The 25,601-nt window shown below is 70.2% G+C and carries 23 protein-coding genes, 1 tRNA gene and 1 pseudogene; 14 read left to right on the top strand and 11 right to left on the bottom strand.

What is annotated here, in order from left to right:
* Positions 1 to 64: 64 nt before the first annotated feature.
* Positions 65 to 742, bottom strand: a complete 678-nt coding sequence (locus tag ACI2LP_RS12470; protein WP_404724495.1) for a DUF461 domain-containing protein — start codon at positions 740 to 742, stop codon at positions 65 to 67.
* A 654-nt stretch (positions 743 to 1,396) separates the two neighbouring features.
* Between ACI2LP_RS12470 and ACI2LP_RS12475 the strand changes: the two genes are divergently transcribed.
* The 6 genes from ACI2LP_RS12475 (at position 1,397) to ACI2LP_RS12500 (ending at position 8,067) form a co-directional block, all read left to right on the top strand.
* Positions 1,397 to 1,879, top strand: coding sequence for a CarD family transcriptional regulator (locus ACI2LP_RS12475; RefSeq protein WP_003953493.1), 483 nt, complete (start codon positions 1,397 to 1,399; stop codon positions 1,877 to 1,879).
* 287 nt (positions 1,880 to 2,166) lie between these two features.
* A complete protein-coding gene (gene ispD, locus ACI2LP_RS12480) occupies positions 2,167 to 2,913 on the top strand; it encodes a 2-C-methyl-D-erythritol 4-phosphate cytidylyltransferase (RefSeq protein ID WP_404724496.1) in 747 nt (248 codons plus the stop codon).
* A complete protein-coding gene (ispF, locus tag ACI2LP_RS12485) occupies positions 2,903 to 3,436 on the top strand; it encodes a 2-C-methyl-D-erythritol 2,4-cyclodiphosphate synthase (protein ID WP_404724497.1) in 534 nt (177 codons plus the stop codon). Before ispD ends, ispF begins: the two co-directional genes overlap by 11 nt.
* A gap of 230 nt (positions 3,437 to 3,666) precedes the next feature.
* Positions 3,667 to 5,067 (top strand): cysteine--tRNA ligase, encoded by a 1,401-nt coding sequence (cysS, locus tag ACI2LP_RS12490; RefSeq protein ID WP_404724498.1) that lies wholly within the window; start codon positions 3,667 to 3,669, stop codon positions 5,065 to 5,067.
* Between the two features lie 130 nt (positions 5,068 to 5,197).
* Positions 5,198 to 6,148 carry a 23S rRNA (guanosine(2251)-2'-O)-methyltransferase RlmB gene (gene rlmB, locus ACI2LP_RS12495; protein ID WP_360878001.1) on the top strand — a complete coding sequence of 317 codons (951 nt, stop codon included), beginning with the start codon at positions 5,198 to 5,200 and terminating at the stop codon, positions 6,146 to 6,148.
* A gap of 191 nt (positions 6,149 to 6,339) precedes the next feature.
* Positions 6,340 to 8,067, top strand: a complete 1,728-nt coding sequence (locus ACI2LP_RS12500) for a DoxX family membrane protein (RefSeq protein WP_404724922.1) — start codon at positions 6,340 to 6,342, stop codon at positions 8,065 to 8,067.
* Positions 8,068 to 8,167: 100 nt separating this feature from the next.
* On the opposite strand, the gene ACI2LP_RS12505 is transcribed toward ACI2LP_RS12500, so the two are convergent.
* The 3 genes from ACI2LP_RS12505 to ACI2LP_RS12515 all read right to left on the bottom strand — a co-directional run bounded on the left by ACI2LP_RS12505 (position 8,168) and on the right by ACI2LP_RS12515 (position 10,738).
* The gene (locus ACI2LP_RS12505; RefSeq protein WP_404724499.1) at positions 8,168 to 8,890 is read right to left on the bottom strand and encodes an NDP-sugar synthase; all 723 of its coding nucleotides are present in this window, start codon (positions 8,888 to 8,890) and stop codon (positions 8,168 to 8,170) included.
* Positions 8,891 to 8,928: 38 nt separating this feature from the next.
* Positions 8,929 to 9,354, bottom strand: coding sequence for a hypothetical protein (locus tag ACI2LP_RS12510; protein WP_404724500.1), 426 nt, complete (start codon positions 9,352 to 9,354; stop codon positions 8,929 to 8,931).
* A 247-nt stretch (positions 9,355 to 9,601) separates the two neighbouring features.
* Positions 9,602 to 10,738: an ABC transporter ATP-binding protein gene (locus ACI2LP_RS12515; protein WP_404724501.1), complete on the bottom strand. Its 1,137-nt coding sequence runs from the start codon at positions 10,736 to 10,738 to the stop codon at positions 9,602 to 9,604.
* Positions 10,739 to 10,917: 179 nt separating this feature from the next.
* On the opposite strand from ACI2LP_RS12515, the gene ACI2LP_RS12520 reads away from it, so the two are divergent.
* Both ACI2LP_RS12520 and ACI2LP_RS12525 read left to right on the top strand, forming a co-directional pair.
* A tRNA-Thr gene (locus ACI2LP_RS12520) sits at positions 10,918 to 10,991 on the top strand.
* Positions 10,992 to 11,471: 480 nt separating this feature from the next.
* The gene (locus ACI2LP_RS12525; protein WP_404724502.1) at positions 11,472 to 12,398 is read left to right on the top strand and encodes a hypothetical protein; all 927 of its coding nucleotides are present in this window, start codon (positions 11,472 to 11,474) and stop codon (positions 12,396 to 12,398) included.
* 318 nt (positions 12,399 to 12,716) lie between these two features.
* Here the strand turns inward: ACI2LP_RS12525 and ACI2LP_RS12530 are convergent.
* Positions 12,717 to 12,896 (bottom strand): annotated as a pseudogene (locus ACI2LP_RS12530) (transposase); the annotation flags it as partial.
* Positions 12,897 to 13,114: 218 nt separating this feature from the next.
* On the opposite strand from ACI2LP_RS12530, the gene ACI2LP_RS12535 reads away from it, so the two are divergent.
* Positions 13,115 to 14,356: a serine hydrolase domain-containing protein gene (locus ACI2LP_RS12535; RefSeq protein ID WP_404724503.1), complete on the top strand. Its 1,242-nt coding sequence runs from the start codon at positions 13,115 to 13,117 to the stop codon at positions 14,354 to 14,356.
* A gap of 39 nt (positions 14,357 to 14,395) precedes the next feature.
* Here the strand turns inward: ACI2LP_RS12535 and ACI2LP_RS12540 are convergent, their stop codons facing one another.
* A complete protein-coding gene (locus ACI2LP_RS12540) occupies positions 14,396 to 15,793 on the bottom strand; it encodes an NAD(P)/FAD-dependent oxidoreductase (RefSeq protein ID WP_404724504.1) in 1,398 nt (465 codons plus the stop codon).
* 211 nt (positions 15,794 to 16,004) lie between these two features.
* Here ACI2LP_RS12540 and ACI2LP_RS12545 point away from each other — a divergent pair, with 211 nt between their 5' ends.
* Positions 16,005 to 16,475 carry a GNAT family N-acetyltransferase gene (locus tag ACI2LP_RS12545; protein WP_404724505.1) on the top strand — a complete coding sequence of 157 codons (471 nt, stop codon included), beginning with the start codon at positions 16,005 to 16,007 and terminating at the stop codon, positions 16,473 to 16,475.
* Here the strand turns inward: ACI2LP_RS12545 and ACI2LP_RS12550 are convergent.
* On the bottom strand, positions 16,472 to 17,497 hold the full coding sequence (locus ACI2LP_RS12550; RefSeq protein ID WP_404724506.1) for a zinc-binding dehydrogenase: 1,026 nt from the start codon (positions 17,495 to 17,497) through the stop codon (positions 16,472 to 16,474). The two genes, ACI2LP_RS12545 and ACI2LP_RS12550, sit on opposite strands and share 4 nt — an antisense overlap.
* Positions 17,498 to 17,543: 46 nt before the next feature.
* Positions 17,544 to 18,074, bottom strand: a complete 531-nt coding sequence (locus ACI2LP_RS12555) for a hypothetical protein (protein ID WP_404724923.1) — start codon at positions 18,072 to 18,074, stop codon at positions 17,544 to 17,546.
* A 197-nt stretch (positions 18,075 to 18,271) separates the two neighbouring features.
* On the opposite strand from ACI2LP_RS12555, the gene ACI2LP_RS12560 reads away from it, so the two are divergent.
* Positions 18,272 to 19,678 (top strand): M1 family metallopeptidase, encoded by a 1,407-nt coding sequence (locus tag ACI2LP_RS12560; RefSeq protein ID WP_404724507.1) that lies wholly within the window; start codon positions 18,272 to 18,274, stop codon positions 19,676 to 19,678.
* Positions 19,679 to 19,756: 78 nt separating this feature from the next.
* Here the strand turns inward: ACI2LP_RS12560 and ACI2LP_RS12565 are convergent, their stop codons facing one another.
* On the bottom strand, positions 19,757 to 20,332 hold the full coding sequence (locus ACI2LP_RS12565; protein ID WP_404724508.1) for a TerD family protein: 576 nt from the start codon (positions 20,330 to 20,332) through the stop codon (positions 19,757 to 19,759).
* A 152-nt stretch (positions 20,333 to 20,484) separates the two neighbouring features.
* Between ACI2LP_RS12565 and arfB the strand changes: the two genes are divergently transcribed.
* Entirely contained in the window at positions 20,485 to 20,910 is a 426-nt protein-coding gene (gene arfB, locus ACI2LP_RS12570; RefSeq protein ID WP_404724509.1) for an alternative ribosome rescue aminoacyl-tRNA hydrolase ArfB, read from the top strand.
* A 111-nt stretch (positions 20,911 to 21,021) separates the two neighbouring features.
* Here the strand turns inward: arfB and ACI2LP_RS12575 are convergent, their stop codons facing one another.
* Positions 21,022 to 21,576: a flavin reductase family protein gene (locus ACI2LP_RS12575; protein WP_404724510.1), complete on the bottom strand. Its 555-nt coding sequence runs from the start codon at positions 21,574 to 21,576 to the stop codon at positions 21,022 to 21,024.
* Positions 21,577 to 21,859: 283 nt separating this feature from the next.
* Between ACI2LP_RS12575 and cdgB the strand changes: the two genes are divergently transcribed.
* Both cdgB and ACI2LP_RS12585 read left to right on the top strand, forming a co-directional pair.
* On the top strand, positions 21,860 to 23,500 hold the full coding sequence (gene cdgB, locus ACI2LP_RS12580) for a diguanylate cyclase CdgB (protein WP_404724511.1): 1,641 nt from the start codon (positions 21,860 to 21,862) through the stop codon (positions 23,498 to 23,500).
* Positions 23,501 to 23,588: 88 nt separating this feature from the next.
* Positions 23,589 to 24,566 carry a CBM35 domain-containing protein gene (locus tag ACI2LP_RS12585; RefSeq protein ID WP_404724512.1) on the top strand — a complete coding sequence of 326 codons (978 nt, stop codon included), beginning with the start codon at positions 23,589 to 23,591 and terminating at the stop codon, positions 24,564 to 24,566.
* A 146-nt stretch (positions 24,567 to 24,712) separates the two neighbouring features.
* Here ACI2LP_RS12585 and ACI2LP_RS12590 read toward each other — a convergent pair whose 3' ends face one another.
* Positions 24,713 to 25,558: a ketose-bisphosphate aldolase gene (locus tag ACI2LP_RS12590; RefSeq protein ID WP_404724513.1), complete on the bottom strand. Its 846-nt coding sequence runs from the start codon at positions 25,556 to 25,558 to the stop codon at positions 24,713 to 24,715.
* Positions 25,559 to 25,601: the final 43 nt, after the last annotated feature.

Below are 25,601 nucleotides of genomic sequence, written 5' to 3' on the forward strand. Positions count from 1 at the left end.
CCGTACCCGTACATGCACGCAGGCGCCCCGCCGGACTGGTCCGGCGGGGCGCCTGCGTTGTGCGTCAGTGGTCGGCGCTCTGCGACGCCGAGTCGGACGGGGTGCCCTCGCCCGGGTCGCCCGCCTGACCGGTGGCGGACTGCGACGGGGTGCCGGACGGCGTGCCCGACGGCGTCCCGGACGGAGAGCCGGAGGGCTTGGTCGACGGCTCCGCGGGCGGCTTCGGCAGCGAGCTCGGGCCGTAGCCCTCGAAGTAGCTCGTCGCCGGCTCCACGAGCGCCGGCACCTTCACGTCGCCCGTCTCGCTGAAGCGGAAGGCGACCTCCTGCACGCCACCCGCGTTCGTCGACAGCTCGCGGCCGTTCTCGATGACCGCGGACGGGTTGCCCGCGCCGCCGAGGAGGATCGAGCCCTGCGCGGGCACGGTGACCGGGCCGGAGCCCTCGGCCACGGTCAGCTTCACCTCGCCCACGCCCGCCACGGTGATCGACTCGATCGTCTGCTCCGTGGAGCCGGTGTTGAAGACCGTCGCGGAGACGACCGCGGGACCCTCCGCGTCCGTCTTCGGCTGGGTGATGACCAACGCGTTCTGGATCTTGATCTCGTCCACCGTCACCGCGGCGTTGTCCGGCCTCACCTCGAGGGTCTGCGCGTTGTTGCCCGCACCGCAGGCGGAGAGCGAGGCGATCGAGAACACGATGGCAACGGCGGCGAGGGCGCCGCGTCGAAGGCTGCGGCTCACGGCGGCGGCATCTCCTTGGACGTATGGACTGGCAACGGACGGTCTACGGACAAACTGTTGAACCGGCGTGCCCAGGCGCAGCAGAAGTACACAGATCACCAAGCCCGCGTCAGTTCGCGCTCAGGTTACCGATCGCCCGCACCGGCCCCGCACCCGACCCGCCCCTTCACCGGACAGCCGCCTCCCGCCGCCACTCCCGTCACACCCCACCGCGCCGCCACCGCACCCCTCGCGCTCCCGTCGCACTCCGGACCGGGTCGTTTCGTACGCCGTTCACATAACCCCAGTGATCAATTTCCCGGGCCACCGCACATTCCTTACCGAATACCTCTCGGTGATCAATTCAGGATTCGACCGCGGATCCGTCCGGGCGGGTGACCGAGGGCTGAACGGAGTACGGGAAGTTCACCACCGGGAATCAGGCAAATCGGGACGTTCAGCCTCTTCGGAGGGGCTTGTGCGGGCTGTAACGTGCGCGTTTCTGTCCGCCTTCGCAGCCGCTCCGACCTGCGAATACCCCCCTCCGGAAGCCGCCCGCAGCACGTTCGTGTTGCTGTTGTCAAGCCCCGAGATATGCCCTGACCTGCGAAAACGCCATTCAGAAGAAGCCGTATCCGTGTTACTCTGGATAGCCACGGAAGGGGTACCTGTCACATGACGTTCAAGGTTGGCGACACCGTGGTCTATCCCCATCACGGGGCCGCGCTGATCGAGGCCATCGAAACTCGCCAGATCAAAGGCGTGGACAAGACCTACTTGGTGCTCAAGGTCGCCCAGGGCGACTTGACGGTTCGCGTGCCGGCGGACAATGCGGAGTTCGTGGGCGTACGCGATGTGGTCGGTCAGGACGGGCTCGACCGGGTCTTCGAGGTGCTGCGCGCACCGTATGCCGAAGAGCCGACGAACTGGTCCCGTCGCTACAAGGCAAATCTCGAGAAACTCGCCTCGGGCGATGTCATCAAGGTCGCCGAAGTGGTGCGTGACCTGTGGCGTCGTGAGCGAGAGCGTGGGCTTTCCGCAGGTGAGAAGCGGATGCTCGCGAAGGCGCGCCAGATTCTGGTGAGTGAGCTCGCTCTCGCGGAGAACACCAACGAAGACAAGGCCGAGGCTCTCCTCGACGAAGTCCTCGCGTCCTGAGTCCTGACGCAACGGCGTTGGATTCAACAAAGTGCCGCGGTGCCCGCTGACATGCTGTGACTACAGTTCTGTCGCCGGGCGCTGCGGCATGTTCACGTCTGTTTGACCACAGCATGTGCTCGCATCGCGCATGATCTCCGTACGCACAGCACCTGCTGCTGGTGTGCCGGGCCCGGGCGGCTGGCGCAGACCAGTTGTCACGGAAGGGTCCGGTCAAGGCGTCGCGCCCGGCACGCTGTGGCCATACCCATGTCGGCCGAGGAAACAAACCTGCCGGAGTGCAACCGATGTCAGACGAATCGCGCCCGTACCGCACCGCAGCGGTGATCCCGGCAGCCGGCCGGGGCGTACGGCTCGGCCCGGGCGCCCCCAAAGCGCTCCGCACGCTGAGCGGCACGCCCATGCTCATCCACGCCGTACGAGCCATGGCCGCCTCGCGCGCCGTCTCGCTCGTCGTCGTGGTGGCCCCGCCCGACGGCGCTCCCGAGGTGAAGCACCTCCTCGACGAGCACGCGCTGCCGCAGAGGACGGACTACCTCGTCGTGCCCGGCGGCGACACCCGCCAGGAGTCCGTACGTCTCGGCCTCAAGGCCCTGCCCGACGACATCGGCATCGTCCTGGTCCATGACGCGGCCCGCCCGCTCGTGCCCGTCGACACCGTGGACGCCGTGATCGAGGCGGTACGGGACGGAGCCCCGGCGGTCGTGCCCGCGCTGCCGCTCGCGGACACCGTCAAGGAGGTCGAGCCGGGCGACAAGAACGCCCCCGAGCCGGTCGTGGCCACACCCGCGCGGGCCCGGCTGCGCGCCGTACAGACCCCGCAGGGCTTCGACCGGGACACTTTGGTCCGCGCGCACGAGACGGTCGTGCTGGACGGCGACGGTGCGACGGACTGCGCCGGCATGGTCGAGCGGCTCGGCGAGCCGGTCGTCGTCGTGCCCGGCCACGAGGAGGCGTTCAAGGTGACCCGCCCCCTCGACCTCGTACTGGCCGAGGCGGTCCTCGCCCGAAGGAGGGCCAACGATGGCTTCTGAGCTTCCCCAGGTGCCTCCTCAGGTCCCTCCCCAGAGCCTCCCTCAGCTCCTTCCCCGGATCGGCATCGGCACCGACGTCCACGCCTTCGAGGCGGGGCGCGAGCTGTGGTGCGCCGGACTCCTGTGGGAGGGCGAGGACGGACTGGCCGGGCACTCCGACGGGGACGTCGCCGCGCACGCCGCCTGCGACGCGCTCTTCTCCGCGGCCGGCGTCGGCGACCTCGGCGCCCACTTCGGCACTTCCCGTCCCGAGTGGTCCGGCGCCTCCGGCGTCACCCTGCTCGCTGAGGCGGCACGGATCGTCCGGGCCGAGGGCTTCGAGATCGGGAACGTCGCCGTCCAGGTCATCGGCGTACGCCCGAAGATCGGCAAGCGGCGCGACGAGGCCCAGAAGACGCTTGGCGCCGCCGTCGGCGCACCGGTCTCCGTGTCGGGGACCACGACGGACGGCCTCGGTCTCACCGGCCGGGCCGAAGGACTCGCCGCCATCGCCACCGCCCTGGTGTTCCGCACGAACGCCTAGTCCATTTCTCCGGGGGACGATCCCCGGAGAAATGGCGGGAAAAGCAGTCCGGCCGCGCCGGCCGGCGAAGACACGGCGGGGCGACCTGACTGAAATGCCGGGTGTCGGCGGCGAGTTGTCGCCAAAAAAACCGGGGTCATGCTCGTATCCCACTCGGACTACGTCACAAAGTTGTTCCCGCGCCCCACAAGGGTCGCGGGGCACTGGCATCGGGCCACTACCCTTGTTGCGTGACCATTCGCCTGTACGACACCAGCGCCCGGCAGATCCGTGACTTCACCCCGCTCACGCCGGGCTGCGTCTCGATCTACCTCTGTGGTGCGACCGTGCAGGCCGCTCCGCACATCGGACACGTCAGGTCCTACCTGAACTTCGACATCATGCGCCGCTGGTTTCAGTACCGCGGCCATGAGGTGACCTTCATCCGCAATGTGACCGACATCGACGACAAGATCATCGCGAAGTCGGCCGAGCAGAATCGTCCCTGGTGGTCGATCGGGTACGAGAACGAGCGCGCCTTCAACGAGGGCTACGACGCCCTCGGCTGCCTGCCGCCCACCTACGAACCGCGCGCCACCGGCCACATCACCGAGATGGTCGAGATGATGCGTGGCCTCATCGAGCGCGGTCACGCCTACGAGGCCGACGGCAACGTCTACTTCGACGTGCGCTCCTTCCCCGGCTACCTGAAGCTGTCCAACCAGGACATCGACGACCTTCGCCAGCCGTCGGGCGAGGGCGAGACCGGCAAGCGCGACCCGCGCGACTTCGCCATGTGGAAGGCGGCGAAGCCGGGCGAGCCGAGCTGGGAGACGCCCTGGGGCCGCGGCCGGCCCGGCTGGCACCTGGAGTGCTCGGCCATGGCCCACAAGTACCTGGGCACCGCCTTCGACATCCACGGCGGCGGCATCGACCTGATCTTCCCGCACCACGAGAACGAGATCGCCCAGGCCAAGGGATTCGGCGACGATTTCGCGAAGTACTGGGTGCACAACGCCTGGGTCACCATGAGCGGCGAGAAGATGTCCAAGTCGCTCGGCAACTCGGTGCTCGTCTCCGAGATGGTCAAGCGCTGGCGTCCCATCGTCCTGCGCTACTACCTCGGTACGCCGCACTACCGCTCGATGATCGAGTACAGCGAGGAGGCCCTGCGCGAGGCCGAGTCCGCGTTCGCGCGGATCGAGGGCTTCATCCAGCGCGTGGTCGAGAAGGCAGGGGGAGTCGTCGAGCCCACGCCCGAGGTGCCGCCCGCCTTCGCCGAGGCGATGGACGACGACCTGGGCGTCCCGCAGGCGCTCGCCATCGTCCACACCACGGTCCGCCAGGGGAATTCCGCCCTGGCCGCCGACGACAAGGAAGCGGCCGTCGCCCGGCTCGCCGAGGTGCGCGCCATGCTGGGCGTCCTCGGCCTGGACCCGCTCGACGCGCACTGGGCGGGCGAGGCCGACCGCGGCCAGGACCTGCACGGTGTCGTCGACACCCTGGTCCGGCTCGTGCTGCAACAGCGCGAGGCGGCCCGGGAGCGGAAGGACTGGGCCACGGCGGACGCCATCCGCGACCAGCTCAACCAGTCCGGCCTGGTCATCGAGGACGGCCCGCAGGGGCCCCGCTGGACTCTCGGCCCGCGCTAGCGCGTCCGTGAGCCCTGCGGAGCCGGTGGGTCCGCGGACCCCGACGAATCCTCCGGAATGTGCCGCCCGGACCGCCGGGCGGCACACTTTCATTACGTACGTACTTCTGAAGCAACGAAACAGGTAGGTCATGGCCGGGAACAGCCAGCGCAGGAACCGCCGCACGTCCAACAAGAAGGGCGCGCAGGTCGGCAGCGGTGGCAAGCGACGCCGCGGGCTCGAGGGCAAGGGCCCGACGCCGCCCGCCTCCGCCCGCAAGGGACACAAGAAGAACCGGGTCGCCAATGCCCAGGCCAAGCAGGCCGCGCGCCGCCCGGTCGCCCGCCGCGGCGGCAAGGGCACATCCGAGATGGTCGTCGGCCGCAACCCTGTCTTCGAGGCGCTGCGCGACGGCGTGCCCGCCTCCACGCTGTACGTACAGCAGTTCATCGACAACGACGAGCGGGTGCGCGAGGCGCTCCAGCTCGCCACCGGGCGCGGCAACATCAACATCATGGAGGCCCCGCGCCCCGAGCTCGACCGGATGACGAACGGACTCAACCACCAGGGTCTGGTGCTCCAGGTCCCGCCGTACGAGTACGCGCACCCCGAGGACCTTGCGGCCGCGGCCTTCGACGACGGCGAGGAGCCGCTCATCGTCGCGCTCGACGGCGTGACCGACCCGCGCAACCTCGGCGCGGTCGTCCGCTCCGTCTCCGCCTTCGGCGGGCACGGCGTGGTCGTCCCGGAGCGCCGCGCGGCCGGTATGACGGCCGGCGCGTGGAAGACCTCGGCCGGCACGGCTGCCCGCACCCCGGTCGCCCGCGCGACCAACCTGACCCGCGCGCTGGAGTCGTACCAGAAGGCGGGCCTCGTGGTCGTCGGCCTCGCGGCGGACGGCGAGCACGAGGTCGGCGACCTCGAAGCGCTCGGCGGCCCGGTCGTCATCGTGGTCGGCAGCGAGGGCAAGGGCCTGTCGCGGCTGGTCGGCGAGACGTGCGACTACCTGGTCCGCATTCCCATGCCGGGAGGCGCGGAGTCGCTGAACGCCGGCGTGGCCGCGGGAGTGGTCCTGTACGAGGCGGCAAAGCGCCGCGTCTGACGGTTCGCCCGACCGCCGGAGGGCGGGGCGTGTGACGCCGTAACCCCGCTTTTCGGCCGTTTCAAGATCTTTGACGGGTCTCGGACAGATAGGGCCCGTCGGGGCAGTGTCCTAATTACAAGTCACTCGGTTAGATGAGTGTGGACACCAGAACGCCCCGGCCCGGGTTCGATGATCAGCCTGCGCTGAGCATGGTCAAGGTGGACTGCGATCCCGCGCAGGTCATCGTCAACCACGCCAGCTTCCGGGTGCAGCTCGCCCAGAGCTCGCGCCCCGCACGTGCCTCGGCGGACACCGCATGGATCCCCGTCGTCAGCGGAGCCGGGACGGCGGTGCGGCGGCGGACGCCCGTTGTGTGGAGCGGCAGATCGGCGCCGGGGGACGCAGGCGCGACCGGCCTGCTGCAGGCCGTGCGCAATTCCACCGCGCAGAGCGATTCGTACGGCAACGATTCGTACGGCAGTGACTCGTACGGCAGTGACTCGTACGGCAGCGACACGTACGGCAGTGACTCGTACGGCAACGGCGCCTACGACAGCGGTACTTACGGCGACCGTGGTAATTACGGCGACCGCGGCGCGTACGGCGACCGCGGTGCCTACGACCGTGGTGGTTACGACCGCGGTACCTACGACAGCGGCGCGACGCAGGTCATCCCGCGGATCGACGTGGCCGCCCAGACCGCGCAGACACCCCTGGCCGCCCCGCCCGGCTCGGGCGGCCCCACCCCCGACAGGCCGCTGCTGCCCCCGATGCGGCAGGCCGTCGGCGCCTACGACTCGTACCGCTCGTACGGACAAGAGCCGCCCGCGGACGAGGAGTTCGACGAGTTCGAGGACCGCGGCGACGGGGCGCACATCCAGCGGCACGGCGCCGACGCGGTCCGGCACGCCTACTACCCCGGCCGCCGGATGAACCTCGGTGTGGTGCTGCTGCCGCTGCGGGTGTTCCTCGGCTTCATCTCCATCTACGCGGGCATGGGCAAGCTCTGCGACCCCGTCTACTTCGACGGCGGCGAGCGCGGCTCGATGGTGAAGTGGCTCACCTCCCTGCACCCATGGGCCCTCGCCGAGCCGCTGCGTGACTTCGCGCTCTCCCACCCGGTGGGCGCGGGCCTCACCGTCGCCTTCCTCCAGGTCGTGGTGGGTGTGCTCACCGTGCTCGGGCTCTGGCAGCGGGTCGCGGCGGTCATCGGCGCGCTGCTGTCGGCGGCCCTGATCCTGACGGTGACCTGGAAGACGGTGCCTGCGTACGACGCGCCCGACATCATCTACCTCGCTGCCTGGTCCCCGCTGATCATCGCGGGCGCCCCCGTCTACTCGATCGACGGGCGCCTCGCGGGAGAGGCCTGGCGCAAGCTCGGGCCGCGCTCCCAGCTGTGGGAGCTGCGGCGGCGCGTGCTGCGGCGCGGCGGCATCGTGGCCGCCGTCGTGGTCGGCCTCACGCTGCTGACCGGCTCGGTGCTCGGTGGCGCGGTGCGTTCCACGGACATGGTGACCGTGCCGGGGCCGAACCAGGACCCGACCAACCACCTGCCGGGGTCCCCGCTGCCGGACGAGCCCAGCAGCGAGCGCAGCACCGCGGGCGCATACGGCGAGGACGGCAGTCCGTCGCCGTCCGAGAGCCGTTCCCCCGAGGCCGAGAAGTCGACGCCTTCCGAGGACGCGGCCAGCCAGAGCGGCACGATCGGGGACCGGCCCAGTGAGACGCAGGGCACCGGACAGCAGCCGCCCGGGCACTCGGAGCCGGTGCAGCCGCCGTCCAGCAGCTCGGGCCCCTCGTCGAGCGGCGGGACGGGCAGCGGAGGCGGCTCCAGCGGTGGCGCCTCCAGCGGTGGCGGCGGAGGCGGGGACAGCTCCGGCGGGGGTTCGGGCGGCAGCTCCGGCGGCGGCCGGGTGATCGGCGGCCTGCTCGGCTGAGTGACGGCACGTACGCCGGCACGTAGGCCGACGCGTACGACGGAAGGGGCGGCCACCGCGATGGCCGCCCCTTCCGTCGTGAGCCATTTACTTCGGCCCGTCAACGGGCCTGCGCGGCAAGCTCCTTGGCGGCCTCGGTAAGGTCCTTGGCGGTGTCGATAGCCCGCCAGTACGCGCCCTGCGGCAGCGGGTAGCCGGCCAGTCGGCGCTCTCGCGCGAGACGGGGGAAAGTGGTCCGCTCGTGGTCGCCCCGGTCGGGCAGCAGCCCCGTGAAGGCCGCGGAGAACACGTACACACCAGCGTTGATGAGATACGGCGACGGCGGGGACTCGACGAAGTCCGTGATGTGCCCGAAGGTGTCCGTCTCAACGGCTCCCCAGGGGATCCGCGGCCGCGCGAGGGCGAGCGTGGCGGTGGCGTCCCGCTCGCCGTGGAAAGCGGCCATCTCGCGCAGCGAGAAGCGGGTCCAGATGTCGCCGTTGGTGGCGTACCAGGGCTGGTCCGGATGCGGGAGGTGAGCGGCGGCGTACTTGAGGCCGCCGCCGCGGCCCAGTGGCTCGGTCTCGACGACAGTGGTGACCCGCAGCGGCAGGTCGGCGCTCTCCAGCCACTGCTGGAGGACCTCGGCGAGATGGCCGCAGGAGACGACGGCGTCGGTCACACCCTCGTCGGCCAGCCAGGCAAGCTGATGGCCGATGATCGGGGTCCCGGTTCCCGGGATCTCGACCATCGGCTTGGGGCGGTCGTTGGTATACGGGCGCAGCCGCGAGCCCTGGCCGCCCGCCAGGACCACGGCCTGCGTCGGATACGTAGGCGTATGCATGCCGTGAACGATATGCGGCGCAGGCCGGAGCCCGCCGGTCAGCTCCCCTGAGTCTGCTGCGAGACACCCGTTGCGAAGGATGTGTCGCAGACCGGGCGGGAGAAGCTCTGGGCGCGGGTGGGGCCGTACCGGTCGACGGCGGCGCGGCCGAGCGCGCGGGCGATCGACACGCAGTGCTTGGCGAGCGACGGGCGCTCCTCGACCGCGCGCTGGAGGTGGGTGAGGGCGGTGCCCGCGTCCTTCTCCTGGAGTTCGGTGAGGAGCTTGTCGCGCAGCACGTCCTGCGGGGCGCGTGACGTGGCGCGGACGGAGACGTTCTCCGAGGAGGCGGTGAGCATCTGCGACTCGGTGGTGGTGTGCCCTGCCCACGGGACGCTGGTGACTGCGAGGGTTCCGGAGAGCACCAGGACGACGGGCAGAACGAGGGCGAGAGAGCGGCCGATTCGGCGGGCTGTGTGGGTCACGCGAGCGAGCGTAGCGGTCAGTGATGATTTGGCGACATTTAGTCACTCGCGCGGGGGATGGTTCGATACCGCTTTTCGAATCGGGCGTTGACGTACGGGCTCGAATGGGCCTGAAATGACCGATGTGCCGGGGTATTTGTCGACATACGGAAACGGCCCCGCAGTGAAGTGCGGGGCCGTTCCGGCGCATTGGGCCTGTGCGGCCTGTGCGGCCTGCGGCTGCTGTCCGGGCCCTGTGCCGGCCTGGTCAGTCGCTCAGGCGCTCGCCCGTCGAGGTCGAGAAGACGTGGATCTCGCCCGGACGCGGCACGACATGCAGCTCGGCGCCCTTGTCCGGTACGGAGCGGCCACCGACGCGGACGACGAGGTCCTTGTGCTCGCCGCTGACCTGAGCGGAGCCGTACACATAGCCGTCGGCGCCGAGTTCCTCGACGACGTTCACCGAGACGGCGAGGCCGGCCGGGGCGTCCTCGGTGCCCTTGGAGAGCGAATTGGCCGCCGAGCCGTTGAGCTCGACCACGTCGAAGTGCTCCGGGCGGACGCCGACCGTGACCGTGGTGTCGCCCCTGTCGGCGGCGGCGCTCAGGGCCTCGCGGGAGACCGGCACGACGCTGTTGCCGAACTTCACACCGCCGTCGGTGATCGGGACCTCGACGAGGTTCATGGCCGGAGAGCCGATGAAGCCGGCGACGAAGAGGTTGGCCGGGCGGTCGTACATGTTGCGCGGCGAGTCGACCTGCTGCAGCAGCCCGTCCTTGAGAACGGCCACCCGGTCGCCCATGGTCATGGCCTCGACCTGGTCGTGCGTGACGTACACCGTGGTGATGCCGAGACGGCGCTGCAGGCTCGCGATCTGCGTACGGGTCGAGACACGCAGCTTGGCGTCGAGGTTCGACAGCGGCTCGTCCATGAGGAAGACCTGCGGCTCACGCACGATGGCGCGGCCCATGGCGACGCGCTGGCGCTGACCGCCGGAGAGCGCCTTGGGCTTGCGGTCGAGGTACTCGGTGAGGTCGAGGATCTTCGCGGCCTCCTCGACCTTCTTGCGGATCTCGCTCTTGTTGACGCCGGCGATCTTGAGGGCGAAGCCCATGTTGTCGGCGACGGACATGTGCGGGTAGAGCGCGTAGTTCTGGAACACCATGGCGATGTCCCGGTCCTTGGGCGGCAGGTGCGTGACGTCGCGGGCACCGATGCGGATGGAGCCGGCGTTGACGTCCTCGAGGCCGGCGAGCATGCGCAGGGAGGTCGACTTGCCGCAGCCGGAGGGTCCGACGAGTACGAGGAATTCGCCGTCCTCGGTCTCGATCTCGAGCTGGTCGACGGCGGGCTTCTCGGAGCCCGGGTAGATCCGGGTTGCCTTGTCGAACGTGACAGTGGCCATGGTTGATCTTCTCCTTCACCGGCAGGAACGTGCCGGACGATCCGAGTAAGGGAGTGGTCTGGTCCACCCTGGGTGGACCTCCCGCGACGCTACCTGGCGTTGTCTGTTCTGTCAGTAGCCGGACGGCGATGAAATATTCGACCGGGGCGGGGTGGGGTGTTGGTTACACTGCTACGGCTGCCTCCTTAGCTCAGCTGGCCAGAGCAACGCACTTGTAATGCGTAGGTCGTCGGTTCGAATCCGACAGGGGGCTCCGCAAAGCCCAGCCCAGATGCGCTCTGAGCTGGGCTTTTTCGTTCAGCGGACCCTGCGGCGGCGCCGCGCACGTGCTGCTCGGCTGTCTGCGGTCTCAGACGTGGGTTCGGGCTGGGGCATGAAGGTGTCTCCCAGGCGGCGCATGGCGTCCTTCGACGTGGTCGTAGCCGCGGTCCCCGAGCAGTTGTGTCGGGCCGCCTTCGCGGGCGTCCGACGAGGCCAGGGACCGAGGGAATTCTCTTGAGCAGGGGTATCAGCTGGGTGATGTCGTTGCGATTCCCGCCGGTCAGCGACACCGCGAGCGGGATGCCCTGCCCGTCGACGAGGAGTTCCTGCGCACCTGATGGCGGCCCGCCCCGCACATGGCCCGGAACATCCTCTGGGGTGGTGCCGGGCAGCTTGCCGACCGGTGGCGGCCTCCCATGGGCGGTGGAAGGATCGGAAAGATCCCTTTACGTACGCGTTCTCGAGGAGCGGCATGGACGACGAGGGCACCAAAGATGTGACGGAAACCGACGTCGATGACATCGATGACTACGTCGAGGAACCCGTCGGTGCGGGGCTCGCGGAGCCGGACGTTCTCCTCGACGTCCCCCTGCTGAAGGTGGACGAGATCGCCCTGGACGTCGAGGATCTGCGCGCGAGGGTGTCGCTCCAGGCGGACGTGCTCGACCTGCTCCGGCTGAACGTGGGGGCGTACGTGGAGCTGGGTGCCGTCCACCTCGACATCAAGGGCGTGGAGGCGCAGGCGCTGCTGAAGGTGCGTCTGGACAACGTCGTGGAGGTCATTGGGAGGGTTCTGACGACCATCGACCGCAACCCGGACATCCTCAGGGACGTGACCTCGGGCGTCGGGACCGCCGTACGTGAGGTGGGCACGGGGGCGGGCCGAACGCTCGACGAGGTCGGGCGTGGTGCCGGCAGGGCGGTGGAGGAGGTGGGGCGCGGGGCCGGGACCGCGGTCGAGGACGTGGGGCGTGGTGCCGGCGGGGCGGTGGAGGAGGTGGGGCGCGGGGCCGGGACCGCGGTGGAGGACGTGGGGCGCGGGGCCGGGACCGCGGTCGAGCGCCTGGGTGACGACACGGGCAGCGCGGTCGCGGGGCTCGCGGAACGGACCGGGGACACGGTGGAGGGAGCCGCCGCGGGGGTCGGCGAGACGCTGCCGGACACCGCAGAGAAAGTGTCCGACGTCCCGAAGGCCGCGAGTGGCGGCGCCACGCGCGCCAGGAAGGCCGGGGGCGCGACAGGCCGCGCGGAACGGAAGCTCGCGCGCGAAGAACCCGCGCGCAGGCGACGGGCCGCCGAAGGTGGCGAGGGGCGGGCGCGACGGGGCGCTGAAGCGCCTCGTCGCAAGGTGAAGCGTGTGCGGGAGCAGCAGCCGGAGGACGGCGGCCACCCTCCGTGAAGGCCTGAATACCGGCACGCGGACATCGAGTTCACCTCCACCGTGGCGGCCGACCGGCTCCGTTTCCGCGAAGCGCCGCGGGCGGACGTCCGTTTCAGCGGGAGCCCCGGCGCCCGCTCGGCCACGGTGAGCACGAGGACGAACCTGGCCGACCCGGTCGACGTCGGCGTGGAGCACCGGAACGTGCAGGTCCGGTACGGGCTGTCGAACACACTCGGCACCGAGGGCCGACAGCGCTCTTGAAACCGTCGTGGCATCGACGCCACCGTGGGGCTCAAGCGCTCACGCCCTATGGTGATCCGATTCAGGCACGGGTGGGCCGCGGTCACCGAGCAGGGTGTCGGGCCGTCTTCGTGGTCGGCCCACCAGGCCGGCGACCGCTGGGATCTTCTTCAGCAATGGCAGGAGCTGAGTGACATCGTTACGGTTCCCGCCGGTCAGCGAGACGGCGAGCGGGATGCCCTGGCCGTCGACGATGACGTGGTGCTTGCTGCCCGGTACGTGCGCACCGCCTGACAGGCCGTACCCAAGCGCGGGTATGAGTGTCTAACTGCGTGACAACGCCGACGCACAAGCGTGGACAAACTGCTCTGCACCGGATGTAGCGCCCTTCCCGCCTCCAGCAGCGCCGGGGTCAAGGGCCCCGAAGAGTGATCCCTGTGGCGTTTGGGGTGTTATGTCCTGGTTCGTCGGTCTCGCTCACCCATAGTGCGGGCATGAGACGCACACGCATGACGACGCTGCTCTGCGTCGCGACGCTCATCGCCGCGAGCACCCAGTTCACGGTCTCCGCCGCCGCCATTGACGGGCACGGGAAGAGCCGCCCGTGTGTCAGCTCCCCTCCGCCCAGGGGCGGCCCGGCCCGCGAGGTGCTGCGGATCGCCCAGCAGGTCAAGAGCGAGCTGGACCTCAAGTCCGTGCTGCTGCGCGTCACCGTGGACGGCAGGGAGGTCATCACCACCGCGCTCGGCGAGTCGATGACCGGCGTACCGGCCGAGCCCGGCATGCACTTCCGGGCCGGGTCCATCGCGATCGCCTATATGGGGACCGTTCTGCTGCAGCTCGTCGACGAGGGGAAGGTCAGTCTCGACGACCCCGTCTCGCGGTGGCTGCCCGATCTCCCGGACGCCGACCGGATCACGCTGCGCATGCTTGGCAGCTCCACCACGGGGCTCGCCGACTACGTCACCGACCCCGACTTCATCGCCGCCCTCGAGGCCGACCCCTTCCGCCAGTGGACCGCGGAGGAGCTGGTGGGCATTTCGACGGCCCTGCCACGCTGGTACGAGCCGGGCACCAACTGGAGTTACTCCCACGCCAATTTCGTTCTTCTCGGCGCCGCTCTGGAGAAGATCACCGGGACCCCGCTCGACGTCCTGCTGAAGCGGCGCATCACGGGCCCGCTCGGGCTGCGCGACACCCGCAACAGTTTCACGCCCGACATCCCGCCGCCCGTTCTGCACGCCTTCACCGCCGAACGCGGTCTGTACGAGGAGTCCACCTTCTGGAACCCCTCGTGGACCACGGCCCCCGGCGCGGTCGTGACCACCCATATCTGTGACCTGGCCCGCTCGGCGCAGGCCATCGGCTCCGGTGAGCTGCTGTCCCGGAGCGCCTTCCGGGAGCAGCTGGATCCCGGCACGGTCGGCCTGGGCGGACCCACGGCCACCTGTCCTGCGACCGTGTGCCTCGTGAATACCGAGGCCACGCACTACGGACTCGGCGTTCTCGTCCTGAACGGCTGGATCGTGGCGAACCCGTCTTTCTCCGGATATGCCGCCGTCCAGGCCTATCTCCCCGCCGAGCGGCTGGCCATCGCGGTCGCGACGACGAAGGGTGAAAGCACCCCGGACGGCAACACCGCCGAGACGATCACGAACCGGATCGCCGCGGCGCTCGCGCCCGGCCACCCCGTGCCGTTCAGCGAGGTGCCCTTCGCACGGTCCAGCCGTCTTTGACGCCGGGGCAACGCTCAGGGGGCGTCTTGGTGGCGGCCGTCAGTGGCGGCCGGCGATCCGGTCCGCGATCTGGGCGATGCGGTCCGTCTGGGCCGAGCGGGCGGCCGACTCGCGGCGGTCCGCCGTGCGGTAGGCCGCGTACATGCCTTTCACGCCGAGCCAGCGCAGCGGCTCCGGCTCCCATGGACGGACCTTGTGGTTCACCCAGGGGAGCGCGGTCAGTTCGGTGCCGCCCGCCTGGCCCGAGTCCTGTTGGATCAGGTCGCGCAGGGTGCGGGCCGCCAGGTTGGTGGTGGCCACGCCGGAGCCGACGTAGCCGCCGGCCCAGCCGAGGCCGGTGGAGCGGTCCAGGGTGACCGTGGCGCACCAGTCGCGGGGCACGCCGAGGACGCCCGACCAGGCGTGGTCGATGCGGACGCCCGCGGTGGTCGGGAAGAAGCGGACCAGGATCTCGCGCAGGGCCTCGATGGTGGCGGGCTGGGTGCGGCCGTCGTTGTCGGTGCGGGAGCCGAAGCGGTAGGGGACGCCGCGGCCGCCGAGTGCGATGCGGTCGTCCGCGGTGCGCTGGGCGTACATGTAGGCGTGCGCCATGTCGCCGAGGGTTTCGCGGCCCTCCCAGCCGATGGTGTCCCAGATGGACTGAGGGAGGGGCTCCGTCACGATCATGGAGGAGTTCATCGGGAGCCAGGCGCGTTTGTGGCCCTTGAGGTTCGCGGTGAAGCCCTCGGTGCAGCGCAGGATGTACGGGGCGCGGACCGTGCCGTACGGCGTGATGGCGTGTTTGGGCTTGATCTCTGTGACGGGGGTCGATTCGTGGATCGTCACGCCGAGTGCCTCGACGGCTGCCGCGAGTCCCGTGACCAGCTTCGCCGGGTGGAGGCGCGCGCCGTGCGGGGTCCAGGTGGAGGCGACGGCGCCGCTGACGCGGATCCGTTCGGCACTCTCGCGGGCGCCGAGCAGCATCCGGTCCTTCTCGCCGAAGGCGATCTCGACGGCATGGAAGGCCTTGAGGCGGGTCAACTGGGCGGGGGTGTAAGCGACTTCGAGTACGCCGCCCTGGTGGATGTCGGCGTCGATATTTTCTTCGGCGGCGATGCGCACGACTTCGTCGACGGTGTCGTTCATGGCCTGCTGGAGGCGGACGGCGGCGTCGTGGCCGTGGAGCTTGGCATACCGGTCGCGGCCCGCGATGCCGTTGTAGAGCCAGCCGCCGTTGCGGCCGGAGGCGCCGTAGCCGCAGAACCGTTCCTCGAGAAGCGTGATGTTCAGGAAGGGGACGGCCTTCTTGAGGTAGTACGCCGTCCACAGGCCGGTGTATCCGCCGCCGACGATGCAGATGTCCGCGGTGGCGTCGCCGGGGAGCGGCTCCCGGGGGACGGGGGTGCCCTCCTGCGCGTACCAGAACGATATGCCGCCGTTGACGGTGCTCGTGCTCATGATGCCCCTGCTGCTTGATCCGGCCGCCACTGTGCGCCTGTTGTGGCGGGAGGGTACTCGTTGGCCCTTTCATGGTCGTACGCAGGACTGGTCGGCGCGCGGCGGTGGGATCCGGGCGTGAGCGGTGACCGGCCGTCGATCGACGCGGTGCGGGTGTCCATCGGGCGGGCACTGCTGGCACGGCAGGCGGCTCAGCGGGCACCCTGGGCCCATGATTCGTCACGCCACTCCCGCCGATGTCCCCGAGATCCACCGCATGATCCGCGAGCTCGCCGAGTACGAGAAGTCCCTGGACGAGGCCCGCGCGAGCGAGGAGCAGCTGCACGAGGCGCTCTTCGGCGAGCGGCCGGCCGCCTTCGCGCACATCGCGGAGACGGGCGACGGGGAGGTGGCGGGCTTTTCGCTGTGGTTTCTGAACTTCTCGACGTGGCGCGGGGTGCACGGCATCTATCTGGAGGATCTGTATGTACGGCCCGGGCTGCGGGGCGGCGGATACGGCAAGGCGCTGCTGACTGAGCTGGCGCGGATATGTGTGGAGCGCGGGTACGAGCGGCTGGAGTGGTCCGTTCTGAACTGGAACACCCCGTCGATCAACTTCTACAAGGCGCTGGGGGCGAAGCCGCAGGACGAGTGGACGGTGTACCGGCTGACCGACGAGGCGCTGACGCAGCTCGGTTCTTAGGGGATCAGGACGACCTTGCCCACCGTGCCCCGCGTCTCCAGGGCGCGGTGGGCGGCCGCGGCCTCGGCGAGTGGGAAGCGCTGTACCGCCGGGCGCAGCCGGCCGGCCGCGGCCTCGGCCATCGCGCGCTCTTCGAGGACCCGGATGTCTCCGCCCGCCTTCTGGATCATCCGCGGGCCGAGTACGCCCTCGGAGGTGATGCCGCGTTCCGCCAGCTCCTCCTCCGTGAAGGTCAGTGGGCCGCCGTCCCGCAGACCCTGGGACGACCAGCCGAAGACGATGTGGTGACCGCCCTTGCCGAGCAGGTCGACGGCGGATCGTGCGGTCCTCCCGCCGACCGAGTCGAAGACGACGGTGGCCGTGGGGGTCTTCCCGGACGGAGTGCGGGGGAGGCCGCCGAGGTAGCCGCGGACCTGGTCCGGCCAGTCGGGCTGCTTGTAGTCGACGGCCAGGTCGGCGCCGTTCTCGACGACCCGTCCCACCTTCCCGGGGCCGCCCGCGAGTCCGACGACCCTCGCGCCGGCGTTCTTCGCGTACTGCACGAGGAGGGTGCCGACGCCGCCGGCCGCGGCGGGGACGATCACGATGTCGTCGGTCCCCAGGTCGGTGAACTGCAGGATGCCCATCGTCGTCCGGCCCGTCCCGATCATCGCGACGGCCTCGCCCTCGTCGAGTCCGGCCGGGATCTCGTGAAGTCTGGCGGCGTCGGCCACCGCGAGCTCGGCGTAGCCCCCGGGGGCCATGCCGAGGTGGACGACCACCTTCTTGCCGAGCCGGCTCGGGTCCGTGCCGTCGCCGAGCCGGTCCACGGTGCCCGCGACTTCGCGGCCGGGGATGGTGGGCAGCTCGGCGGGGGCCGGGGTGGGGCCGGTCATGCCCTGGCGCAGGGCGGTGTCGAGGAGATGCACGCCGGCCGCGGCGACGGCGATCCGCACCTGGCCGGGGCCGGGTACCGGGTCTTCGGTCCGCTCGTACGTGAGGTTCTCGGCGGGTCCGAAGGCATGGAGGCGGACGGCGTGCATGGTGGGCTCCCCTGTGGTTGTGGGCTACGGGGAACACCTTCCAACCTCAAGTTTGCTTGAGGTCAAGGCCGCCGGAGGGCTGGAGCCGGGGGAAACGGGCCTGGAGATCCCAGACGACGGGGTTGTCGGTGAGGCCCTCGTGCATGTCGGACAGGTCCGCGATCAGGTCGTGCAGGAAGTCCCGGGCCTCGCGGCGCAGCTCGGCGTGGTTGAAGCTGAGCGGCGGCTCGTCGCCGTGCATCCAGTCGGCCTCGACGTCGACCCAGCCGAAGCGGCGCGCGAAGAGCATCCGGTCGGCGGACTCGGTGAAGTCCAGCTCGGCGTACTGGGGTTTGGCGGCGCGGCTGCCGAGGGGGTCGCGGTCCAGCTGCTCGACGATGTCGCACAGCGCCCAGGCGAAGTCGAGCACCGGCACCCATCCCCAGGCTGTGGATACCTCGCGGTCCTCCTTGGTGTCGGCGAGATAGACGTCACCGCAGAAGAGGTCGTGCCGCAGGGCCTGGACGTCCGCGCGGCGGTAGTCGGTCTGCGGGGGGTCCGGGAAGCGACGGGAGAGGGAGTAGCCGATGTCGAGCACGTGGTCGATGGTGTCACGGGCCGCGCGGCGCGGTCCCACGCGGGCGGGGGCGGGGCCCAGTCGCGGCGGGCCGGCGCCCGGATCGCGGGCGGGTCGCGCGAGGCGTCGAGAGGCGGGCGGCGCGAGGCGTCGAGGGGCGCGCGGCGCGCGAGCGAACCACAGTGGGCAGTCGGCCGGCCCCACATAGGATCGACCGCGTGGACCGGCGAACTCTCGTACGCATACTGACGCCCGCTGTCGCTCTGCTCCTCCTCGGCGGCTGCACCGGCGGCGGCATCGACGTTCATGGGAAGCCGGGCGCCGCGGGCGTACGAGACCCGCTGTTCCACAAGCTCGGCAACGGCGGTTACGACGTCCAGCACTACGCCCTGACCCTCCACTACGACCCGGCGACGAACCGCCTCGAGGGCACCGCCGAGATCACCGCCCGCGCCACCCAGGACCTGAGCGCCTTCAACCTCGACCTCCATGGACTGACGGTCGAGAGCGCCGCCGTCGACGGGAAGAAGGCGGCGGCGAACCGGGCGGGCGACGAGCTGACCGTGCGGCCGCACCGCGATCTGGACAAGGGCAAGACCTTCCGTACGGTCGTCCGCTACTCCGGCACCCCGGAGGTGATCGTCGACAAGGACAAGGACGAGTCCGAGGAAGGCTGGCTGACGACCGCGGACGGCGCGCTCGCGGTCGGCGAGCCCGCCGGGTCGATGGCCTGGTTCCCGGGCAACAACCACCCGAGCGACAAGGCCACGTACGACATCACGGTCACCGTTCCGAAGGGGCTGCAGGCGATCTCCAACGGGGAGCTGACGAGCCGGCGGACGGCCGGCGACCGCACCACCTTCGCGTGGAAGTCGAAGGAGCCGATGGCGAGTTACCTGGCCACGCTGGCGATCGGCAAGTACGACGTAAAGCGCTCGAGCCCCGCCTCCGGCCCGCAGGTCCTCACTGCCGTGGACAAGACCGTCGCCGACGACAGCGCGGAAGTGCTCGCGCAGATTCCCGAGATCATGGAGTGGGCCAAGGAGAACTTCGGCACGTACCCCTTCTCCTCCATCGGCGCGATCGTCGTCCCCGACGGCGAAGTCGAGTACGCCCTGGAGACCCAGACCAGGCCGGTCTTCCCGCAGAAGTACTTCGACACCGAGACGCTCGTCCATGAGATCGCCCACCAGTGGTACGGCAATTCCGTGACGCCCAAGTCCTGGAAGGACATGTGGCTCAACGAAGGTTTCGCGACCTATGCGGAGTGGATCTGGGCCGAGGACTTCGAGGGCACCCCGGCCCAGGAGAGCTTCGAGGCGGCCTTCGACGCCGAGGAGAACTGGGAGTTCGCGCCCGCCGATCCGCCGTCCGCGGCGCAGGTCTCCGATGCCCCGGTCTACTACCGGGGCGCCATGGTCCTGCACAAGCTCCGCCAGGAGGTGGGCAACGACGTGTTCTACGAGATCATGCAGGGCTGGGCGGCCGAGCACCGCTACGGCAACGCCTCGACCGCCGACTTCACTTCGTACGTGGAGAAGAAGGCGAAGAAGGCGGGCAAGGACCTCGACCGGGAGCTGTGGAACACCTGGCTGTACGGCAAGGACAAGCCGGCGCATCCCTGAGCGCAGGAAGCGGGAAGCCCCCTGCCGGCCGGGCAGGGGGCTTCCCGCGTTTGAATCCTGCAGTGAAGAAGGGGTACGTCAGATGTTGACGCCGAAGTCGCGGGCGATGCCCTCGAGACCCGCGGCGTAACCCTGGCCGACCGCGCGGAACTTCCACTCCGCGCCATTGCGGTAGAGCTCGCCGAAGACCATCGCGGTCTCGGTGGCGGCGTCCTCGCTCAGGTCGTAGCGCGCGAGCTCGGCGCCGCCGGCCTGGTTGACGATGCGGATGTAGGCGTTGCGCACCTGGCCGAAGTTCTGGCTGCGGGTGACGGCGTCGTAGATCGAGACCGGGAAGACGATCTTGTCGACGTCGGCCGGCAGACCCGCCAGGTTGACGTTGATCTGCTCGTCGTCGCCGCCGCCCTCGCCGGTGCGGTTGTCGCCGGTGTGGACGATGGTCTGGTCCGGCGTCGCCTTGTTGTTGAAGAAGACGAAGTGCGCGTCGGATGCGACCTTGCCGCCGGCGTTCACACCGATCGCAGAGGCGTCGAGGTCGAAGTCGGTGCCGGTGGTCGTACGGACGTCCCAGCCGAGGCCGACCGTGACGGCGGTCAGGCCCGGTGCCTCCTTGGTGAGCGAGACGTTGCCGCCCTTGGACAGGCTTACTGCCATTGGGAAGTCCCCTTCGTGATCGAGTCTGCGGGCTTCGAGCGCTTCCGAAGCTACCGTCACCCGTCATAACGCAGGCAGGGGACTGTCAGGTTCCATGCCCGGGAGCGGAAAAGTGGGTGACGGGAGCGCGGTGGGCACGCGACCATGGACACATGTCCGGTCCATACATCATCCGCGGTTCGGTCTCCCTGCCGGAGGCCGAGCTCATGTGGCGTTTCTCGCGGTCGTCGGGGCCGGGCGGGCAGCACGTCAACACCAGTGACTCGCAGGTCGAGCTGCGTTTCGACCTCGCGAAGACGGAGGCGCTGCCGCAGGTCTGGAAGGACCGTGCGCTTGACCGGCTGGCGGGGCGGCTGGTGGGCGGGGTGATCGCCGTACGGGCGTCGGAGCACCGTTCGCAGTGGCGCAACCGCGAGACGGCGGCGGTGCGGCTGGCGGCGCTGCTGGCGGAGGCGACGGCGCCGCCGCCGAGGCCGCGGCGGGCGACGAAGATTCCGCGGGGCATCAATGAGCGCCGCCTGCGCGAGAAGAAGCAACGAGCCGAAACGAAGCGCGGCCGCACGGGCCGCGACTGGTAGTCCTCCGGGGCTCCGCCCCGCGCCCCCCGGCGCGGGGTTCACGGGGCGGACGCCCCGCGCGCCCCCGGCCCGGCCGCGCCCCGACCGCCGCGCGGCGCCCCGCCGTGCGGATCAGCCCAACTGCCGGTAGCGGCCGCGGAAGTACGCCAGCGGTCCGCCGTCCGCGCTCGGCAGGCCCACCGACAGGACCCGGCCGATCACCAGCATGTGGTCGCCCGCCTCGATCCGTTGTTCCGTACGGCATTCCAGCGTCGCCAGCGCGCCCCGCACCAGCAGCGCCCCGCTCACCTCGCCCCTCGTGTACGGGATGTCCTCGAACAGCAGCCGGTCGCTGACCCGTCCCTTCATCGCGAAGCGGCCCGCGATGTGGCGCTGGCTCTCCGAGAGCACCGAGACGCCCCACAGCGGCTGTTCGGCCAGCAGATCGTCCATGCGTGAGCCGTTGCGCAGGCTCACCAGCACCAGCGGGGGGTCCAGCGACACCGACATGAACGCCGTCGCGGTCATGCCGACGTCCTCGCCGCGTGGGCCGGCGTCGTCGTCGTGCGCGGTCACCAGCACCACACCCGCGGCGAGTCGGGACATGGCGTCGCGGAACTCCTCGTTGCTCACCCCCTCAGCATGGGGGATGGCGACAGGGTCGGAAGCGGGGGTCGTCTGCAACACACGAGGAACGCTAGTGTCGTCCGTCCCGCGCCCGCATCGGGCCAGGGGACCAGCCGAGTCCTAGGACCGACGTCGCGGATTTGCGTTCAAGAAAGCTATGGGCGGCCACCGCCCGTACCCATAACCTTTCATCATCTGATGTGACTTGAGTCACAGAGTGCAGTATTTGTTGACCCTGTGTACCGAGTGGGCAGCTCGCTGTGATTCAGTGGCCGTGATACCGCACCAAGAACACCGATGAGAACCCTGGAGTTTGCTGTCGAGGTCTCGGGGAGAGCGAGCAATGGAGACCGAGTCGGAGCCCTACGTCCGTCTTGCGACCCTGAGGCAGCTGCACCAGGTCGTCGCGGACCTCAACACGGCCCGGAGCTTGGCCGACACCCTGCAGACCGTCGCCGACGGAATCGTCGCAGGACTCGGCTACGAGCTGGCCTGCGTCAATCTCGTACGCCCCGACGGTGACCTCGTCGTTGCCGCGTTCGCCGGCAGCGCCGCCGCAGAAGCCCTGATCACCGGGCGGGTCGGCTCGCGTCCCTCCTGGGAACGCCGGCTCTCCATGGGCGAGGCCTGGGGCGAGCTGCGCTTCATACCGCACACCGAGGGCTGGGTGCTCATCGAGGACGACGTCCCGCAGTGGCACACCGAGGGGCCCGATCCGCGCTTCGAGGACGAGTGGCACCCGCAGGACCGTCTCTACGCCCCCATGTACGCGTCGGGCGGCGGCCGTGAGCTCCTCGGCGTCATCTCCGTCGACCGGCCGCGCAACGGGCGGCGGCCGGGCCCCTGGGGCCAGGAAGCGCTCCAGATGTACGCATCGCAGGCGGCGATTGCGATCAGTAACGCTCGGCTGAGAGCAAACATGCAGCGCGCCCTGGTCCGCCTGGAGCGCGAGCAGCAGGCCCTGCGAGCCAGCGAGGAGTCCTTCCGGCAGGCCTTCGAGTACGCGCCCAGCGGCATGGCCATAGCCGAGATGGGCGGCGACCAGCACGGCCGGCTGCTGCGGACCAACGACGCGCTGTGCCGGCTCCTCGGCCGCCCGGCGTCCGCGATGCGCCGGTACTCCTTCGCCGATCTCGTCCACCCCGAAGATGTCGGCACCCTGCTGCGTACGTCGGCCGAGGGCGGCCGGGCCGAGATCAGGCTGGGCCGCCGGGACGGGACGTACGTCTGGGTCTCGCTGCGCAACTCCGTCGTCGCCGACACCGCGGACGGCCCCAGGTTTCTGCTCACCCACGTCGAGGACATCGAGGAGCGCAAGCGGAACGAGCTGCAGCTTGCGCACCGGGCCAGCCATGACGCGCTGACCGGTCTGCCCAACAGCGCCGAGCTGCGCGCCCGGCTCAGCGCGCGGCTGTGCGAGCGGCCGCAGACGGCGCGGGAGAGCGCGATCGAGGCGCTGGACGCGGCGTACGAGAGTGACAGCGAGCACATCTTCGGCAGCGACGGCTTCGACTTCGAGAGCACCGGCGTTCCGTACGACCACCATGTGCACACCATCGCGCCCGACAGCGAGATCGACGACGGGACGAAGGGGCTCGCGGTCCTCTTCTGCGACCTCGACGGCTTCAAGTCGATCAACGACAGGTTCGGGCACCAGACCGGTGACGCGGTGCTGGTGGAGGTCGCGCGCCGGCTCACCACGGGGGTTCGGGAGGGAGACACCGTCGCCCGGCTCGGCGGTGACGAGTTCGTGGTGCTCGCCGACGGCCTGGGCGCGGCGGACGCCGCCGACCTGGCCGTACGTCTGCGGAACGCGATCATCCTGCCGATCCGGGTCGGCGGCCGCGGGGTCCGGGTCGGGGCGAGCTTCGGAATCGGCTGGGCGAGCTGCGGGATGTCCGTCGAGGAGGTCCTGCAATCCGCCGACCAGCGGATGTACATCGAGAAGCGGTCCCGCGCGAAGGTGCACCGGCGGGCCGGCTGAGGCCAACGACACCCTATGGGCTACTGCGAACCGGGTAGGCTCGCCCGCGTCGGCGTTGTGCTGACGAGATGGTAAGGAGTGACCAGGGATGACGGCCGCGAACACCGGCGCGAGCACGCCCGAGGACGACGATCCGTTCGGCTACCTCTACGCCGACGGTCAGGCCGCGGGTGCCACACCGCCCCGCCAGGGCGGCGGCTACGGCTACCCGGGGCCCGTGGGGCCCGCGCAGCCGGGAGTCCCCAGAACCTCGTACAACCAGGTGCGGACGGTCGGCGAGCGCCAGTACGGCCAGCAGGTCCCGCAGCAGCAGGCGTACGCCCCGCAGGGCCAGCCGACCGCGCAGTACGCGGCCCCGGAGACGTACCCCGGCGGCGCCCCCACCCGCTCGGTCCCGCTCCCGCCCCAGCACTCGGCCGGCCACGGCGGTGGCCGCGGCGGCGGCCCCAACACCAAGGGCCTGCTGATCGGCGCGATCGCGGTGGTCGCGGTCGTGGTGATCGGCATCGCGGCGGCACTGATGTCGGGCGGCGGTGAGGACGACAAGGCGGGCGGCCAGACGGGCACGAACGGTGGCGCGAACGCGGGCCAGTCGGTGAAGCCGAGCGACGAGCCGTCCGACAAGCAGAAGGACCCGAAGGAGCCGCTGCCCAAGCAGGACGCGGCAACGCTGCAGTTGGGTGCGCCTGCTGCCCTGGCCAAGGACATCAAGGGCGCGCAGGGCGCGGGCGGCGCGTTCGTGACCGGCTTCAACGCAGTAGGCGCCTCGGTCACCTGGAAGGCGAACATGGCCGCGCCCGGCGACTACAGGCTGTATGTGCGCTACGCCATCCCGGCGCAGGACGCCAACGCCACCCTGACGGTCAACGGCAAGGCGAACAGCAACCCGCTGGGTCTGAAGAACTTCATCGGATCCACGGACCCGGCCTGGGAGAAGAACTGGCAGACCACTTGGGCTCCGGTCACCCTGAAGAAGGGCGACAACGAGATCAAGATCTCGTGTGAGCAGGGCAACCAGTGCAACGTCATCCTTGACTGGCTTCAGGTCAGCGATGGGGCGCTCTGAGGGCTGCCCGGGATGTCCGGCGACGCGGGCGCGTCACGGCGGAGAGTGAATCCGCTGTGGCGCGCCCGCTGCTGTCGGCCGCTTGACGGGCAGGCCGGTTGACGGGAGGTCAGGCGACCCGGCCCCACGAGGCGCAGTGAGTGGTGTCAGAGCAGGTTGAGGAAACCGGCAACCGTCGCGGTCATCGCAGCGCGAGCCGGGACCAGGTACTTCCGCGGGTCCACCGTCGACGGGCTCGCGTCCAGGAATGTGCGGACCGCGCCCGTGAACGCCGTGTTCAGCGCCGTGCCGACGTTGATCTTGGTCATACCGGCGGCGACGGCCGCGCGGATCTCCTCGTCCGGGACGCCCGAGGAGCCGTGCAGGACCAACGGCACCGGGACCGCGTCCCGTAGCCGCGTGATCAGGCTGTGGTCCAGGGATGCCGTGCGCTGCGTCATCGCGTGGGAGGAGCCGACCGCCACCGCCAGCGCGTCCACGCCCGTGGCGGCGACGTAGGCCGCCGCCTCGGCCGGGTCGGTGCGGACGCCGGGCGCGTGGGCGTCGAGCGGGGGTTCGCCCTCCTTGCCGCCCACCCGGCCCAGTTCCGCCTCGATCCAGATGCCGCGCTCGTGGCCCCAGCGCACCGCTTCCGCCGTGGCCTTGACGTTCTCGTCGTACGGGAGCTTCGAGGCGTCGAACATCACCGAGCTGAAGTCCTCGTCGGCCGCCGCCCGCAGCAGCTCCGTGGAGACGACATGGTCCAGGTGGAGGGCGAGCGGGGCGGTGGAGGCGTGGGCGATCGCGGACGCCGCGGCGGCTATTGCGGCGAGGCTGCCGCCGTGGAACGTCACGGCGTTCTCGGATATCTGCAGGATCGCGGGCACACCCGCCTGCTCCGCGCCCGCGGCGATCGCCTCCGCGTGCTCCAGGGTGATGACATTGAACGCGGCGATGCCACGGCCGTCGGCCGCCGCGGCCGAGACGAGTTCACCGGTGCTGACGAGTGGCATGGTGTATCCCAATTCCCGGGCACCCAGGCCCGTTTGTGCGGTC

The organism is Streptomyces sp. NPDC019890 (assembly GCF_044903445.1).
In the GTDB taxonomy this organism is placed as follows: domain Bacteria; phylum Actinomycetota; class Actinomycetes; order Streptomycetales; family Streptomycetaceae; genus Streptomyces.